15 protein-coding genes are annotated in these 16,884 nt (G+C 49.7%); 11 read left to right on the forward strand and 4 right to left on the reverse strand.

Annotation, left to right across the window (positions count from 1 at the left end):
• Positions 1–24 precede the first annotated feature (24 nt).
• The gene (locus KI362_RS17275; protein WP_301628950.1) at positions 25–810 is read right to left on the reverse strand and encodes an HAD family hydrolase; all 786 of its coding nucleotides are present in this window, start codon (positions 808–810) and stop codon (positions 25–27) included.
• A 65-nt stretch (positions 811–875) separates the two neighbouring features.
• Positions 876–1,790, reverse strand: coding sequence for an ArsR family transcriptional regulator (locus KI362_RS17280; RefSeq protein WP_301628951.1), 915 nt, complete (start codon positions 1,788–1,790; stop codon positions 876–878).
• A 184-nt stretch (positions 1,791–1,974) separates the two neighbouring features.
• Here KI362_RS17280 and KI362_RS17285 point away from each other — a divergent pair, with 184 nt between their 5' ends.
• Genes KI362_RS17285 through KI362_RS17305 form a run of 5 tightly spaced genes read left to right on the forward strand, consistent with a single transcriptional unit; the run spans position 1,975 to position 6,706 of the window.
• The gene (locus KI362_RS17285; RefSeq protein ID WP_044478729.1) at positions 1,975–2,709 is read left to right on the forward strand and encodes a phosphonate ABC transporter ATP-binding protein; all 735 of its coding nucleotides are present in this window, start codon (positions 1,975–1,977) and stop codon (positions 2,707–2,709) included.
• Positions 2,706–3,992, forward strand: a complete 1,287-nt coding sequence (locus tag KI362_RS17290) for a hypothetical protein (RefSeq protein WP_044478727.1) — start codon at positions 2,706–2,708, stop codon at positions 3,990–3,992. Before KI362_RS17285 ends, KI362_RS17290 begins: the two co-directional genes overlap by 4 nt.
• Before the next feature lie 14 nt (positions 3,993–4,006).
• Complete coding sequence (locus KI362_RS17295; protein ID WP_044478726.1) at positions 4,007–4,705, forward strand: response regulator transcription factor; 699 nt, start codon at positions 4,007–4,009, stop codon at positions 4,703–4,705.
• Positions 4,702–6,162 carry a sensor histidine kinase gene (locus KI362_RS17300; protein WP_301628956.1) on the forward strand — a complete coding sequence of 487 codons (1,461 nt, stop codon included), beginning with the start codon at positions 4,702–4,704 and terminating at the stop codon, positions 6,160–6,162. Before KI362_RS17295 ends, KI362_RS17300 begins: the two co-directional genes overlap by 4 nt.
• The gene (locus KI362_RS17305) at positions 6,155–6,706 is read left to right on the forward strand and encodes a GNAT family N-acetyltransferase (RefSeq protein ID WP_301628958.1); all 552 of its coding nucleotides are present in this window, start codon (positions 6,155–6,157) and stop codon (positions 6,704–6,706) included. Before KI362_RS17300 ends, KI362_RS17305 begins: the two co-directional genes overlap by 8 nt.
• Before the next feature lie 64 nt (positions 6,707–6,770).
• On the opposite strand, the gene KI362_RS17310 is transcribed toward KI362_RS17305, so the two are convergent.
• Positions 6,771–7,991: a glucose-1-phosphate adenylyltransferase gene (locus KI362_RS17310; protein ID WP_301628960.1), complete on the reverse strand. Its 1,221-nt coding sequence runs from the start codon at positions 7,989–7,991 to the stop codon at positions 6,771–6,773.
• Positions 7,992–8,181: 190 nt separating this feature from the next.
• On the opposite strand from KI362_RS17310, the gene glgB reads away from it, so the two are divergent.
• Positions 8,182–10,092 (forward strand): 1,4-alpha-glucan branching protein GlgB, encoded by a 1,911-nt coding sequence (gene glgB / locus KI362_RS17315; protein WP_301628962.1) that lies wholly within the window; start codon positions 8,182–8,184, stop codon positions 10,090–10,092.
• On the forward strand, positions 10,089–11,525 hold the full coding sequence (gene glgA, locus KI362_RS17320; protein ID WP_301628963.1) for a glycogen synthase GlgA: 1,437 nt from the start codon (positions 10,089–10,091) through the stop codon (positions 11,523–11,525). Before glgB ends, glgA begins: the two co-directional genes overlap by 4 nt.
• A 69-nt stretch (positions 11,526–11,594) precedes the next feature.
• Here glgA and KI362_RS17325 read toward each other — a convergent pair whose 3' ends face one another.
• Positions 11,595–13,340: an alpha-glycosidase gene (locus KI362_RS17325; RefSeq protein ID WP_301628964.1), complete on the reverse strand. Its 1,746-nt coding sequence runs from the start codon at positions 13,338–13,340 to the stop codon at positions 11,595–11,597.
• A gap of 375 nt (positions 13,341–13,715) precedes the next feature.
• Here KI362_RS17325 and KI362_RS17330 point away from each other — a divergent pair, with 375 nt between their 5' ends.
• The 4 genes from KI362_RS17330 (at position 13,716) to KI362_RS17345 (ending at position 16,875) form a co-directional block, all read left to right on the forward strand.
• Entirely contained in the window at positions 13,716–14,483 is a 768-nt protein-coding gene (locus KI362_RS17330; RefSeq protein ID WP_301628966.1) for a transporter substrate-binding domain-containing protein, read from the forward strand.
• Positions 14,484–14,581: 98 nt separating this feature from the next.
• Positions 14,582–15,244 carry an amino acid ABC transporter permease gene (locus tag KI362_RS17335; RefSeq protein WP_301628967.1) on the forward strand — a complete coding sequence of 221 codons (663 nt, stop codon included), beginning with the start codon at positions 14,582–14,584 and terminating at the stop codon, positions 15,242–15,244.
• Positions 15,231–15,953 carry an amino acid ABC transporter ATP-binding protein gene (locus KI362_RS17340; RefSeq protein ID WP_301628968.1) on the forward strand — a complete coding sequence of 241 codons (723 nt, stop codon included), beginning with the start codon at positions 15,231–15,233 and terminating at the stop codon, positions 15,951–15,953. The genes KI362_RS17335 and KI362_RS17340 overlap by 14 nt, the downstream gene beginning before the upstream one ends.
• 235 nt (positions 15,954–16,188) lie before the next feature.
• A complete protein-coding gene (locus tag KI362_RS17345) occupies positions 16,189–16,875 on the forward strand; it encodes a 3D domain-containing protein (RefSeq protein ID WP_301628970.1) in 687 nt (228 codons plus the stop codon).
• Positions 16,876–16,884: the final 9 nt, after the last annotated feature.

Here is a 16,884-nt window from a genome sequence, read left to right on the forward strand (position 1 = left end):
AGTCAGGAGGTCTAAAATTTTGTATTAGTTGCTGAAGGCGGCGGAGTGCTTTACTCCAGAATAGGAAGACAACGACAATTTGTTGGCAATGACCGATGGAATCTCTTCCAGCGCGGAAATGGTGTACATTTCGGACTTGGTGTCATGCTTCAGTTCGACCAGGTTAAAGGACCATTCATTCGGGCGTTTGATATAAATCGAATGAATCCCAGCCGACAGGGCAGGCATAATATCTGTCCGCAGACTGTTGCCGATCATCCAGGTGCGGCTCCGGTCGAAGGGACCCGAAGTGAGAATTTCTTCGAGGGCATCCACGTTCTTATGCCGACGGATATAGATGCGTTCCTCGAAATAGTCTGTCAGCCGCATTTGATCGATTTTGCGCTGCTGAATAACACTCTCTCCGCCCGTGTAAAGATGGAGCTGATGACCTTGACTGCGCAGCAGGTTCAGCGTCTGCGTCATGCCTGGATAAGCCTCAATCTCCCGGTCGTATACACTCATTCCGAGCTTCATCAGCTGTTCTTCCTGAGCGACCCCGGCTTCAAGACCCAGGAGCTGGGAGAAATAGCGGTATGTCTCGATCAGAGACTGAGGAAAATGGGTGCTGATAAACCCGATTTGTTCAACGCCGGCAATATCGATCTCGATTTGCTTGGCACGAATCTCTTCAGCGGTAATTCCGGTGTTTGCGAACCAACCGGACAGCAGCTCCGTGAATTCATCCAGGATTTGATCGAAATATATATTGCAATGCACGAGCGTATCGTCGAGATCGAATATAATCTGTTGTGTCAGTGTCTTGCTCATAAAAATGTCACTCCTTCGGGTTAAGACAGGTTGTCTTGTTCCGTGCATCAATTCGTATGTGGGTATTATAATCGAATATAGGACTCCAGGAAAATTTGCAGTTCAGAAGCACCATCCGGACGGATCGTGAACTTCTCTGTATCCCGCTCAACCAAATGAATCCGCAGGAGCCCCGCAACACGGAGCAGCATCAGATGATGCATAAGATATTCCTTGGATTGGGACAGGCTTTGGGCCAGTTCAAAAATAGATTTGGGCTCATCCGCTATGTATCTGAGCAGGCGAAGCCGTTCCGGGCTCGCGAGCGCTCTTGTTAACCGAAGCAGGCAGATCGGCGGCTCTTCTTCATCAAGCTCGGGAAGATCCAGCGGATATTGGATAACCAGCGTGCTTTCATAGAAACAATAAGTATTAATCGGCCGAAAATGAATGGAGGGTAAAAGCACAACCTTATTCACAGGCAAGCCAGGCTCCACTACAAGACCTGCCGATGCATATTCAACCAGAGCACCCGGGTCCATTTTGTGAAATAACGCGCGCTTCTCTTCGGCATCCTCGAACAGCAAGGCTTCATACTGCTGTTCAATCTCACGGAAATAGCGTTCGTACCATATGCGGAGCAGGGGAATATACCCCTTAAGCCGCGAAATATCCTGACTATTCACAGTGAGAACATAGGAATTCAGTTTAAAAAGCAGGGCTTCCTCTGTCGACTCAGCTAATTCATCCAGAAATTCCACGGCATTAGCTTCTGGCTGTCGTTCCAGAATAAGAGCATACAGCAGGTCGTAGTCGCTGAACGGAAGCTCGGAAGCCTCTGCAAAGGCTGCGCGCTCTTCCTTGCTGAGCCGGGATTCAATCTCATCGATCCACTCCTGGCCTACATCCAGGTTGTTTACCCATTTTCGCGTCGTGTATATGATAAAGCTGCTCAAAAGTTCATACACCGATGAAACGTCAATTTTCACGTCATAGTACATGACTTAACCTCCCACAGGACAAGCATTCATATTCATTATCACCCTTTGATGGAGAGCTTGTCTACTCTTATGTCAGGTCTTTTTTAATCAAAGCATAAAAATGAATAGGCTGTAATGGATTTTCACGGCTATTTCCAATAAACTATAAGGTAGAGCTTGTACAGACCAAAGGAGAATCGGACTTATGATGAAGGTCGAGCGTTTGACATTAAGTGTGGAAGGCAACACAAAGGAAGTATTGCACGGAATCACCACCCAGTTTAAGCAGGGAGAAATGATCGGGCTTGTCGGACCAAGCGGCGGAGGGAAGAGCACGCTGCTGAGATGCCTGGCTTTGCGAGACCCATGGACCGGAGGAGACTATAGCTGGGATGGCAAAAAAATAATTTCCGGCGGGGGCAAGGGTTCGCAGAAATACCGTTCCAAATGTGCTTATCTGGAGCAAAATCCATCTTTAAACCCTGAAAAATCTGCGCTGAAAAACGTATTGATCGGACAGGTGGGACAGACCTCATGGATTCGCCGCATGACCGGAATGGTCAGATCGGACGATTACATGGGAGCTATGGATGAGCTGGAAAAATTCGGCTTGCTGGACAAGGCTCATGTGAAGGCTGGCAAGCTGAGCGGCGGTGAAAGACAGCGTGTCGCGATTTGCCGGGCTTTGGTGCATGGCGCCGACTTTATCGCAGCAGATGAGCCGGTGATCGGGTTGGACCCGAAATCGGCGGAGAATGTGCTGGGGACGCTGCAGGAATTGTGCAAGAATAAAGGGAAAACCGTGATCGCCGCGCTCCCTATCGAGCTCGCCGAGCGCTACTGCACTCGTATCTGGGGGCTGGTGGACGGAAAAATCGAGCTGGATGTAACCGGCCGGAGGTTAACGGAAAGTGAAAAGAGATCGATCGATCTGATATGAGAAATGTGGTGAAGCGGTTGTTCAAAGGCTGGCTGACGATACTGGCCGGAAGTATGTTGCTTATTGTGCTAAGTGGCTGCAATATTATCAAGGATCCCAAATCACTGATGGAGACCCCGCAGCTGACCTCGGACAAGGAATCCCTGATCAGTGTAATCAATGCGGAGATCAAGGGCGCTCAGAAAATTCGTCCCCGCGATGTGAATGATATCAGCTCCATTCGCACGATTGACCTCAATAACGATGGAATCATGGAAGCGATCGTGTTCTATGAAACACCGGATGAGGCTGTCCGCATTCATGGGCTGATTCTGGAATATGTCAACGGAACCTGGTCGGCGAAGACAACCTTCGACGGGGAGGGGCAGGTGCTCGAGACCTTTGCGCTCCGGGATATTACCGGGGACGGAAGACCCAATATCATCGCGGGCTTCTCCAGTGGAGAAGAGGACGCGCAGAAGGGACTCATCGTATATACGTATGACGGAGAAGAGATTAACAAGCTGTTATCCCTGCCTTATTATGATTTCCTGCTTGACGATCTGAATCAGGATGACAAGCTGGATCTGACCGTTATTACACTCAAGCGGGATCAAAACGCGGTGGTGACGACATATCAATACGATGAAACCTTCAAAGAGCTGGATCACATTGAGCTGGATGACCCGATCAAGGAATACTATAACGCCGTTAGCGGCAATATTACCCCTGATTTGAAAGGGATTGTACTGGATGCATCGTTTGGCTCGCACTATGCCTATTCGCATATGCTTGTGATGCAGGAGGGCAAGTGGGTAAATCTGCTGCCTTCTCAGGATTCGACCTTCAAAAATTACCCGGTTTTCAGTGGCGACGTTAACAATGACGGCATGCTGGAGGTGGGGAGATCAGAGAAGCCGAAGGGCTGGGAAGACAAGCCTTATGATGATCTGCCGTTATTCTCTTATTACCAGTGGGATGCGGACTCCGGGTTGAAGTTCGTCCTGCAGCAGTATATGGACCCTGAAGGAAGATTTTATTTCAGCCTTCCTGTCGAATGGCGCGATACCGTAACGATTGATCCGAAATCGGATGCGAACGAGCATCTGTGGTTTACAAGGCTGGATAACGGTGCGGTTGTGGCGGAAATCCGTTTCTTCTCCTTGTCGGAATGGGAGCGGAACAAAGAGGACTGGGAGCTGCTGTCCCGGGAGAATAATAGTGTGATCGGCTTCTTGAGCCATACGGACGTGAAGTTGAACAAGGGAGAAAAAGAAATTAAGCGGACAGGCTCAACGAACTAAGGGAGGGATCGTATATGAGCAAAGTATTAATCTTGGAGGATGAGGAATCCATTCGCAGCTTCATAGTGATTAACTTGAAGCGTTACGGATTTGAAGTGATTGAAGCGGCGGAAGGCAACGATGCCCTGAGCAAGCTGCAGAGCATTCCTGATATTGATATAGCGCTTCTTGATGTTATGGTGCCGGGGATCGACGGATTTGAAGTATGCCGGCGCATTCGTGAGACGAATGAGCGGATCGGGATTATTTTTCTGACCGCAAAGGTTCAGGAGCAGGACAAGGTATATGCACTGTCTGTAGGAGCGGATGATCATGTCAGCAAGCCGTTCAGTCCGACGGAGCTGATTGCAAGAATTCAGTCTCTGCTGCGGAGAGTGAATGTATACCGGGAAAGCAGTGCGAAGGTGTCCTTTACTTCAGGTCCGTTTACATTAGACCTGATCTCCAAGCAGTTTAAGAAGAACGGAGCATTGATTGAGCTGACGCCGACTGAGTTTTCATTGATCCAATATTTCCTGGAGCAGGAGAATACACCGCTGAGCCGGGATTCGCTGCTGGATCATGTATGGGGCAAGGAATATATGGGGGATCCGAAGATTGTGGATGTCAATATTCGCCGTCTTCGCCAGAAGATTGAGGATAATCCATCCGAGCCGGCATTTCTGCAGACCGTGTGGGGTCATGGTTATAAATGGAAAGGCGAGGGACAATGATCAAAAAAGGCATTGGCCGACAAATTGTAATGCATTATTTCATCGTGGTGTTTGTCACCCTGTTCATGGTCGAGATTATTTTCTCGCTGGCGATCCGGGTATATTACTACGATACAGTGTACAACCATATGTATACCCACTCCACCTGGACCTCCGACTACTTCCAGAAATTCGGCCGGATCAGCTCTGACCGAGACCCCGGCTATTTCACGGAAATGCTGCAAACGTTCGAGCTGGATAATACCGAGCTGATGATCCTGAGCCGCAACGGGGATGTGCTGGCCAGCAGCAACGCATTACAGGCCGACAAGGCCGTACAGACCAGCGACGTCTCTCAGGCCGTCTCGGGCTCCGTTGGCAAGTGGATTGGCCGGCAGCCTTCAACAGGCGAGATGGTCATGGCCGTGTCCATGCCGCTTATGGAGAGGGGAGAGAACCGGTTTGTAGTCAGATTCGTGACTTCTCTGGAGCGAATTAATGCTAATCTGATGAAGATGACGCTGCTATCGATTGGCGTTTGTCTGGCGGTTCTTGCCCTCGTTACCCTATTTAGCATCGGGCTGGCGAATTCAATTGTTAAGCCCATTAATAATATTCGGGCCGTGTCTGCCCATATGGCGAAGGGGAGGTTCGACATCCGGATCCGGGGGAAATATCCCTATGAGCTTGGCGAACTGGCAGAGACCCTGAACTATATGGCGAAAGAGATCGTGCGAAGCAATCAGATCAAGGATGACTTCATCTCATCGATCTCTCACGAGCTGAGAACCCCGCTCACGGGAATCAAAGGCTGGAGCGAGACATTGACAATCGGCGGCTTTGATCCGGAGGAGACGAGGCTGGGCATCGGCATCATTTCGAAAGAAACGGATCGTCTGATCGGGCTTGTCGAGGAGATGCTGGACTTCTCCAAGCTTCAGCAAAATGAGATGAAGCTGGTCATTACACGGGTGAATCTGAAGGAATTGCTGCAGGAGACCATGCTGAATGTATGGGCCAAGGCCGAGCAGAAGGGGATTCAGATCAAGCTGGAGGATGAAACGGAGCAGCCGGTTACGGTTATGGGGGACGGGAACCGTCTGAAGCAGGTATTTCTGAATTTGGTCGATAATGCAATCAAGTTTTCCCATGAAAATAGCTGGATTCACCTCGTCGTATCCTTGAAGGGGGATAATCGCGTGCTGGTGCAGGTTGTTGATTCCGGGATCGGGATCAGCGAGGAGCATCTGAACAAGGTGAAGGACCGCTTCTTCCAGGTCAACCACCAAGGAGGAGGCACCGGATTGGGCCTTGCGATCACGCAGCAGCTGGTTGAATTGCATCATGGCGATATCGATCTTCAAAGCGAGCTAGGTGTAGGCACAACCGTGCTGGTGGAGCTCCCGCTGGCTGAACCGGAGGAACAGACCGGCGAAGAACCCCTCGCTTCGACCGAAGGAGAAAGCATCCATGAATGAGATAAATAAGGTAACAGGCAGTGTTCAAGCAGGACATATGGATTTTAGGATAGACCTGGCTGAGGATACGGATGCGGCTCTGATCAGGGATTTGCTGGTGGAGACGGCTACCTGGATGAATGCAGCCGGGATTGAACAGTGGTATCCGCAGCAATTCACCGAAGAATTGATTCGCAGCTATTTACGGGAACGGGAGATTTTTCTGTGTATGGATGGTGAAGTGCCGGCAGGGATGTTCACGCTGCAAAGCAGTGATCCCGATTATTGGGGAGAGCTGAATGACGAGAGCTTCCATTATCTGCACCGGCTGCTTGTTCGGGCGTCGTACCGTGGAATAGGGCTTAGCAGGGCGCTGATCTACTGGGCCGCCCGTTACAGCAGGGAACAAGGCAAGCAGGGCTTAAGGTTCGATTGCTGGGATCAAAACCGCAAGCTGAATCCTTATTACGAGTCGCTTGGCATGGTTCCGCAGGGAAAAGGAACGATCGGGGAAAGGAGCTATATTCTGTATCAAATGGCTTCTGATGTATATAGAAGTGTATAAAGGTCAATAGCTAAGAAGGGTGTCTGTCAACATATCGTCGACGGACACCCTTTTATATTCGGACTCACGAGGATAATCCTTCTGCACGAAGCCGTGCGGTCTTGTCGTAAACCTCTTTCAGGAGACGTGCCGGCTGAGGGCGCATAATCGGCTTGGCGGCAACGGTCTCAAAAGGAGCGATGACGGCAATTTCACCCTCGGCACCTTTAATGATGGCCCCGTCATGAATCACGGCGCCTTCGCCAATAATCGCATGCTCAATCGTGACATTGCGCCCGATTCTTACATTCGGCATAATAACGCTGTCCTTGATTCGGGAGTATTTGCCAATTTCGCTTCCGGCGAAAAGGACAGAACGCTCTGCATATCCGTCGAGACTGCAGCCCTCATTGACAAGGCAGCTCTTCGGTTGAACAGGACGCGATTTTATGCTCCTTGACTCGGTGAGATTCTGGCGTGTGTACATCGGCCACTCCTCGCGGAACATATTCCAGTCCGAATTTTTGGTTAAGAGGTCCATATGAGCATCCCACAAGCTCTGTACTGTACCGACATCACGCCAGTAGCCACGGAATTTGAACCCATGCAGTGGTCTTTCGCCGCACAGCATTTTCGGAATGATATCCTTCCCGAAGTCATGACTGGAGGTCTCATCAAGCGCATCCTCAAGCAAGTGCTGCTTCAAGAAATCCCATTTAAACATATAAATGCCCATGGATGCCATATTACTCAACGGCTTTTGCGGCTTTTCCACAAAATCGGTAATTTGGTTGCTGTCATTCAGAGACATGACGCCAAAGCGATGGGCCTCTTCCCACGGTACAGGCATAACAGAAATGGTAGCCGAGGCATTGGATTCGGTATGGAATTGCAGCAATTCACGGTAATCCATATGATAAATATGATCACCGGATAAAATTAGTACATTTTCAGGATCATAGCTATCCACAAATTCCAGGTTTTTAAAGATGGCATCTGCGGTTCCTGCATATTCTTCTACACCGGCATTGTATGATGGCAGTAGAGATATGCCACCCTGCTCGCCGCAGCGAAGATTCCAGGCATCGCCTTCTCCGATATGGTCATGCAGGGATTCAGCTTCGTATTGTGTGAGCACACCAATGGTGTCAATTCCAGAATTCACACAGTTGCTGAGAGGAAAATCGATGATCCGATAATTTCCGCCAAAGGGCACAGCGGGTTTGGCTTGCCTGGACGTAAGCGGCGATAACCGTCTACCTTCCCCACCGGCCAGCAGCATTGCAATACAGTCTTTCTTCTTCATTTCGTTTCCCTCCCGTATGGTTTCGTCTGTGTAGTACATAAATAAACGAGATATAATGTTGTTGAAACTAAAATTATGGAAAAGAGAAGAAAATATTACATTAATTTTTTTCAATTTCAAATTCAGGTTCATTTTTCCCTAAAGTTGGGTAAATATTTAATTGGGACTATTACATGAAGCAGGTGATCGGTTGACAAACAGGGATATTTATTTATTTCATGAAGGGACGCTGCATAGAAGCTACCGGTTATTCGGCGCACACCTTACCGTGGAAGAAGGACAATCAGGCGTGCGATTTACGGTATGGGCCCCCCATGCGGTACAGGTCTCACTGGCCAGCGATAAGTATGGTTGGACAGGAAATCATGAGAGCGGGTTCACAAGGATTTCCGAGTCCGGGATCTGGAGCCGCTTTTTCCCAGGCATGACCGAAGGGACAATCTACAAATATGAAATAACGGATCAAGACGGCAATCGCATATTGAAGAGTGATCCGTTTGCGTTTCATGCTGAAGTTCGTCCAGCCACCGCGTCCATTGTGAAGAGCATAGAAGGCTATGCATGGTCAGATGCAGCCTGGCGTCGAAACAGAAGGAATCTGTTCCAACGGCCGGTGAACATATATGAGCTGCATTTCGGGACCTGGAAACAAAAAGAAGACGGATCGTTGTACAGCTACCGCGAAATGGCGGAGCTGCTTATCCCTTATGTCGTCAAGATGGGTTATACGCATATTGAGATTATGCCCCTTACGGAGCATCCTTATGATTTGTCATGGGGATATCAATCCACAGGTTATTTTGCCCCGACCAGCCGCTATGGTGAGCCGAAGGATCTGATGTACTTTGTAGACCGGTGCCATGCGGCGAATATTGGCGTATTGCTGGATTGGGTGCCCGGACATTTCACCAAGGATGCACACGGCCTGCGGCGATTTGACGGGACCCCGCTTTACGAGTACAGTGACCCCGCCAAGGCGGAAAAGCCGGGATGGGGAACGCTGAGCTTTGATTTCGGCAAGCCGGAAGTAAGGTCATTTCTGATCTCAAGTGCCTTGTATTGGCTGGACTTGTATCACTTTGACGGCCTTCGGGTCGATGCGGTGACTAGTATGGTAAGGCTGGATTTCGAGAAGCGCGAGGGGGAATATGCGCTGAACCAGCATGGAGGCGTTGAAAATCTCGAAGCCGTCAGCTTCCTCAAGGATTTGAATAAGGCGGTATTCCAGCATTATCCCTATACCCTGATGATGGCGGAGGAATCGAGCTCCTGGCCTGGTGTAACAACGCCGGTTCATGAGGGCGGACTGGGCTTCAATTACAAATGGAACATGGGCTGGATGAACGATACGCTTGCCTATATGGAGACGGACTTTGCGCAGCGGCCCCGGCGCCATAATCTGCTTACCTTTCCAATCTGGTATGCCTACTCGGAAAACTTTACGCTGCCTCTATCCCATGACGAGGTCGTTCATGGTAAAAAATCGCTGCTCGACAAAATGCCTGGCAGTTATGAGCAAAAATTTGAGGGGCTGCGCATTCTGTTGGGCTATCTAATGACCTTCCCCGGCAAGAAGCTGGTGTTTATGGGAGGGGAATTTGGTCAATTCATAGAATGGCGGGACCAAGGGGAGCTGGACTGGTTCCTGCTGGAATATGATTCCCATTATGGACTTCAGCAATATACCGCTGCGCTGAATCAGTTCTATCTTCGCGAGCCTGCGTTGTGGGAGCTTGATCATAGCTGCGACGGATATGAATGGATTAATCCGGATGATGCCGGCCAGAGTGTGATTTGTTATTTGCGGAAAGGAAAAAGAGTAAAGGACACCCTGCTGATTATCATTAATTTTCAGCCGGTCGCCCGTCCCGTATACCGTGTCGGTGTGCCCAAGCCGGGAATGTATGAGCAAGTCTTCAGCAGTGTGATTCCGGAGCTGGACGCCCATGGCCGTGAGGTAAGAGTTGCCAGGTCCAGCGAAGAGATATCCTGGCATCAGCAGCAGCATAGTATGGAGCTTGCGCTTGCTCCATTAAGCTTCACGGTATGGAAGAGAACGGGCAACCTGCCGACACCTAAAAAAAGGAGGGCGAAAGCATGAAGATCTTGTTCGCGGCCGCCGAGGTCGTTCCATTCATTAAGACCGGCGGTCTGGCTGATGTGATTGGGGCGCTGCCCAAAGCATTGAAGCAAGCGGGTCATGATGTTCGGATCGTGATGCCGAAATATAAGGATATTCCCTCGATCTATCAGGAGCAAATGCGTCATCTCGGCTCGAGTGAAGTAGCCATTGGCTGGCGCAAAGTATATGGCGGGGTGGAAACGCTGGAATGGGAAGGTATCCCTGTCTATTTTCTCGATAATGAATCCTACTTCGGCAGGGATGGGGTCTACGGATATTGGGATGATGGCGAACGGTTTGCCTTTTTGAACCGGGCGATCCTGGACTTGCTTCCGATCATGGATTATTGGCCGGATATGATTCATTGCCATGACTGGCACACGGCGATGGTGCCGCTGCTCTTGAAGGAGCATTTCTCATGGAATCAGGATTATAGCCGGATCCGGACTGTATTCACGATTCACAATTTGCTGTACCAAGGGATCTTTCCGTATATTGTTCTTGGCGATCTTCTGGGGCTGCCGGACAAGTATTTCACTTCAGAGGGAGTGGAGTACAACGGAAATGTCAGCTTTATGAAGGCCGGCCTAGTCTACAGCGATCATGTAACCACCGTAAGCCCGACCTATGCGCGCGAAATTTGCACAGCTCATTACGGCTATGGTCTGGACGGCCTGTTAAGGTCGCTGGGCGACAGGCTGTCGGGCATCGTAAACGGGATTGATGTCAAATTATATAACCCCGCAACAGATGCCGCTCTTCCGGTTCGCTACCGGAGCAGTCTGGCCAAGAAGCGCGAGAATAAAGAGGCCCTGCAGAGAGAGCTCGGTCTGCCGGTCAAACCGGAGGTTCCGTTGGTAGGGATGATTACGCGGCTGGTGGAGCCGAAGGGACTGGACTTAATCACCCGGATTATGGATGAATGGCTTCACTTTGACGATGTGCAGTTCGTCGTGCTGGGCACCGGAGACAAAGCTTATGAGGATTGGTTCAAAGAGGCTGCCGGACGCCATCCGGACAAATTATCGGCGCAGATCCGCTTTAGCGATCAGCTGTCCCGCCGGATCTATGCCGGAAGCGATCTGTTTCTCATGCCATCGCGCTTTGAGCCGTGCGGAATCAGCCAGCTGCTGGCGCTCCGATATGGCAGCATACCTGTTGTGCGGGAGACGGGCGGCCTGAATGACACGGTCCATTCCTACAACGAGGCTTCCGGAGAGGGGAATGGCTTTTCCTTCCAAAATTTCAACGCGCATGATCTGCTCTATACGCTTCGTCGAGCTGTCTCCTTCTACCATCAGCCCGATGAGTGGAAACGGATTACAGCCAACGCATTTGCGGGAGATTATAGCTGGGGCAGCTCGGCAGGAAAATATATGGAGATCTATACAAGACTGACTGAAACACCATAACCAAACGCAAAGAGGGCCTCCGGATTCATGATCCAGGATAGCCCTCTATTTGTGTTCCTGTAGCGACCTTTATTTCAGCTTGCGGCAGAGAATCCGGAAGCCGTAAGGATCCAGCCCGATTTCCATGGTGCCGTTCTTAGGCTTAACGCCGTCTCCGGTCAAGGCGTCGAACCAGTCTTCCGTCTCCATCGGGTGCGAGAGAATGCGCTGTTTGCCGGTATTGTTCATCCAGATGGTAAAGTGCATCTGCTCATCGATCCGTTCGTACACGATGCATGGATCATTCTTCACGGCCTGCAGGAAACGAAAGCGTCCGCGCCGCAGTGCAGGATGCCGCTTGCGAAGGTCGATCATCATCCGGTAAAAATCATAAAGCTCACGGTCTTGCTTCTTCGGATCCCATTCCATGCATTTACGACAATCGGGATCTCCGCCGCCGTTCAGGCCAATTTCATCTCCATAGAAGATGCAGGGGGTCCCGTAATACGTAAACAGGAACACGACGCATAGCTTCAGCTTCCGCTTGTCATTGCCGACTCGGGTGAGCAGGCGGGGGGTATCATGACTGCACAGCATATTGAATACCACTTCGTTCGTCTGCTGCGGATAGCGCATAATCAGCGATCCCATTTCATTGGAGAAATCGTATCCATCCATGCCGCCGTTGAAAAATTCCATGACCTGATCGGCAAAGGGGTAATTCATCACGGAATCAAACTGATCCCCTAATAACCAGTTCAGTGAATCGCTCCAAACCTCGCCGATAATATAGGCTTCGGGATTGGCCTTCTTGACCACCTGGCGGAACTCTCTCCAGAAGTGGTGATCCACCTCATTCGCCACATCCAGCCGCCAGCCGTCCAGCTTGATCTCCCGGATCCAGTACTCGGCAACGCCAAGCAGATATTCCTTGACCTCGGGATTGGCAGTATTGAATTTTGGCATATTGCCATAGAAGCCGAATGTATCGTAAGTAGGAACACCGTCTTTAACCTGAACAGGGAAGGAATGAATATGGAACCAGTCCGCATATTTGGAGCTTTCCCCGTTCTTGATGACATCCTGGAAGGGAGCGAACTGTTCGCCGCAATGATTGAACACGGCGTCAAGCACGACCCGGATACCCTTGTCGTGACAGGCTTCCACCACCTGCTTCAGCAGAGTGTTATCTCCGAAGTGAGGATCAACCTGCTTATAATCGACTGTATCGTACTTATGGTTGGAGGGTGAGACGAACAGAGGGGTAAAATAAATCGCATTAATACCAAGTGCAACAAGGTCATCCAGATGGTCCAGCACACCTTTTAAATCCCCGCCGAAAAAGTTGTCAATTTTGGGAACACCGCCCCAGACTTCTGTGTTCTCCGGGTCATTCGAGGGGTCTCCGTTCGCGAAGCGCTCCGGCATGATCTGATAGAATATCGCCTTTTTGGCCCATTCCGGTACTTTGAACAGATCTACCTCATGAATGTACGGGAACTCATAGTGATCACCCGGCGGTGTCGGCGCCTCATGCTGTATTCCTGTATCGAGCAAAAAGACGGTCTCTCTGCCGGCAGTTAATTTGAAGGCGTAGGACAGGCGCTTGAACTTGGGTTTAACGGCTACCTCCCAATAATCGAACATCAGGTCGTGGGCCGCCTTTTCCATTTCAATCTCCTGGTAAGTACCGTCCCAATTATACTTATCTCCAGTCATGGCATAGACATGCTCGACATCATCACGCTTTGTTCTAATTCGCAGGTGAATGGTCGAAGAATCATAGGCATAGGCCCATTTGTCCCGGGGAACATGATACAAGGCTTCAAGCAGCATAGGGCCACCTCCTAGTAAAAAATAAATAGCTCGAGTTCAAAAAGACGACTTTCCGAATAACCTCTATAAGAGTGCGTAGTTGTTAATTCAGCACTTTTTACCCATAATACGCTTGCTATGAACCAGTATTCCCGATCGTTTTGCATGTATGTTTATCAATTATGCACAAAAACACTGTATATCATGAATAAAATTCAATATTAATGTAAAATTTTTAAAACAAATGAGATAGCTATCTTGGTATATTTAGTTAGAATACCAAACATTTATTGACCAAAGTATGAATAGTGATTGCATATATATACATCCTGATTTATAATTAGCCCAGTGATTCACTCAGTGTCATTATTATTTTGCTGAACGGGAGAGAGACAGATGAAAAAATGGGGTATGTTATTAACAGCGGTATTGATGGCTGCTGTCGTATTGTCGGCTTGCGGAACGAAGAAGAGCGATAATCTGGTGCTCGGCTTGAGCGCGGATTTTCCGCCTTACGAATTTCACATTACAAATGATCAAGGCCAAGATGAGATTGTCGGATTCGACGTAGAAATCGCCAAGGAAATTGCCAAGGATCTGGGCAAGGAGCTTGAAATTAAGGATATGAACTTCGATTCTCTCTTGAATGAGCTGGAGAGCGGCCGTGTGGATCTGGTTATCTCGGGCTTAAGCCCGACCCCGGACAGAGCGGAGCAAGTGGGTCTGTCCAATATTTACTATACGGCTGAGCAAGCGATTGTTACCTTAACTGAGAACAAGGACAAGTATGCTACGATGGAATCGCTGGAAGGCGCGAATATCGGCGTACAGAAGAGCTCGATTCAAGAAGAGATTGCCCAAGGCATCCCAGGCGCGAAGATGACTTCGCTGGCGAAGATTAATGACATTATCATGCAGCTTCAATCCGGTCGTGTGGATGCAGCGGTGCTTGAAGGTCCGGTGGCTGAAGCATTCGTCAAGAATGTGGAAGGGATCACGATTACAGACGCCAAGCCGGAGACAGAGGACGATGGCTATGTGGTCGGAGTGAAAAAGAGCAATCAAGAGCTGCTGGATCAAGTCAACAAGACGCTGGAGCGGCTCATCAATGATGGATCGATCGATAAATTCGTAGCTGAGGCGAGCGCATTGGCTGAAAAATAATCAACCGCGCTGCCTTCCGGAAAATAGCGATGCAGTCTTCGCTATTTTCCGTTTTTTTTGTAGGAAGCAGGGAAGAGAACGGGAGGACTGATATTTATATGGAGTTGTTTTCAGTATTTATACAGTATAAAAGCTATTTTCTGATCGGGATTCAATATACGCTCCTGCTGGCGGCGATTGGAGTCCTGTGCGGCTTTGTCCTGGGACTGGTTGTAGCGCTGGTGAGGATGTCTCCTTGGGCGTGGCTGCGGTTTATAGGACATGCTTGGGTCGAGTTCCTGCGGGGCACCCCGATGCTGGTGCAGTTATTGATTATCCACTATGGGTTATCTACCTCCTTCGACATTAATTTTTCACCTGTGCAATCCGGCGCCATTACCCTGTCGCTGAACAGCTCGGCCTACTTGGCGGAAATTTTCCGGGCGGGTATTCAGGGCGTAGACCGAGGGCAAGGCGAGGCGGCCAGATCGCTCGGGATGACGAAGGGGATGTCTATGCGCTTTATCATTATCCCGCAAGCCATAAAATCGGTGCTGCCAGCGATCGGCAATGAGTTTGTTACGATTATTAAGGAGTCGTCCATTGTCTCCTTCATCGGTGTAACCGAGCTGATGTTCCAGTCAGGTAGGGTCTCCGGTCTTACCTACGACGGGATGACACCTTATCTGATTGTCGCAATTATCTATTTTATTCTCACATTCACACTCTCCCGCATTTTGGGCGTGTTTGAAAGGAGGTTGAAGGCCAGTGATCACCGTTAAGGGCTTGCACAAGAAGTTCGGACAGCTCCATATTTTGAAGGGAATCGATCTGGAGATCAGGAAGGGCGAGGTTGTTGTTGTGATCGGCCCCAGCGGCTCAGGCAAGAGTACACTTCTGCGTTGCTTGAATCTGCTGGAGGAGCCGAGCGGCGGCGAGATTACGTTTGAGGGTGAATCCATCACAAAGAAGGGCTATAATATCAATCGGACGCGCCAAAAAATGGGAATGGTATTCCAGCAATTCAACCTGTTCCCGCATAAAAAGGTGATCGATAATATTACGCTTGCGCCAATTCGTGTCAAGAAGCTGGAGAAAGCCAAGGCCGAAGCGCAGGCGATGGAGCTGCTGCGGACAGTCGGGCTGGAGGACAAACGCGATGCCTATCCGTCCCAGTTATCCGGCGGACAGAAGCAGCGTATTGCGATTGCCCGTGCGCTCGCGATGGAGCCGCATGTGATGCTGTTTGATGAGCCTACTTCAGCCCTGGATCCGGAAATGGTCGGTGAAGTGCTGGATGTGATGAAAAGGCTTGCTCAGAAGGGGATGACGATGGTTATCGTGACCCATGAGATGGGCTTTGCCCGCGAGGTAGGAGACCGGATCCTGTTTATGGATCAAGGGGTTCTACTGGAGCAGGGAACGCCGGAGCAGGTATTCGGAGCGCCAAAGCATTCGCGTACCCGGGAGTTTTTAAGCAAGGTTCTATAATGAAACAGAAGCTAACCAAGAGGGTGTTCCAAAATCATCGCAGATGATTAGGAGGACCCTCTTTTTACATAATTGTTACCTTTGCAAGCGCCTAAACTATAAAAAAAATCGTTGTACACCAAGGGATTGGGCGAATTGGCAGGTTTTTCATGGACTCAAGGTTACAAAATTGTGATATATTCATACCAGCCAAAATCAATGCAGCAATGCAATGCTATGGGAGGAAATGAACAACATGAGGAAAAACAGAATTTGGTCCCGCAGCTTCAAAACAATAATCCTTGCCGCAGGTTTAGCCGGAGTGCTCCAGGGAATGCCGGCGTATGCCGATTCGATACATACAGCAAAGGATGGCGATACCTTCTACCTGCTGGCCAAGCAATACAATGTCAGCATGGACAAGCTGATGGAAGCCAATCCTGAAGTTGATGCCAAGAACATCTATAACGGAGTGAAGCTAACCATTCCAGGCGCAGAAGAAGGATTGACTGCCTTTTCAACTTCAGGGACGGAAGGCCCCGATCAGCTCCTGACGGTTCAGCCGACACTAAAGGTATTCTCGTCGGAGAATGTGGTTGAGGCTTGGGGGAAAACGCTCAACTATACAAAGACAATCCAAGTGAAGGCTTCCGCTTATTCAGCTGCTGCAAGCGAGAACGGAAAGTGGGGAGCCGTAGACTATTTTGGAAATCCGCTCGAGCTTGGAACGATAGCGGTTGATCCGAAGGTCATTCCGATGGGAACTAAGGTATTGGTTACGGGTCACAGTCACGCTAATCTGCCCAAGGCCGCATTTATCGCTACAGCATCCGATCAGGGCGGTGCCATCAAGGGCAACCGGATCGATATCTTTATTCCAGGCAGCCAGCAGTCCGTAAAGCAATTTGGCTTCCAGGACATTACGCTCTATATTCTTGAATAATGAAGATAA

Origin of the sequence: Paenibacillus apis, from assembly GCF_018333295.1 — a bacterium.
In the GTDB taxonomy this organism is placed as follows: domain Bacteria; phylum Bacillota; class Bacilli; order Paenibacillales; family Paenibacillaceae; genus Fontibacillus; species Fontibacillus antibioticophila.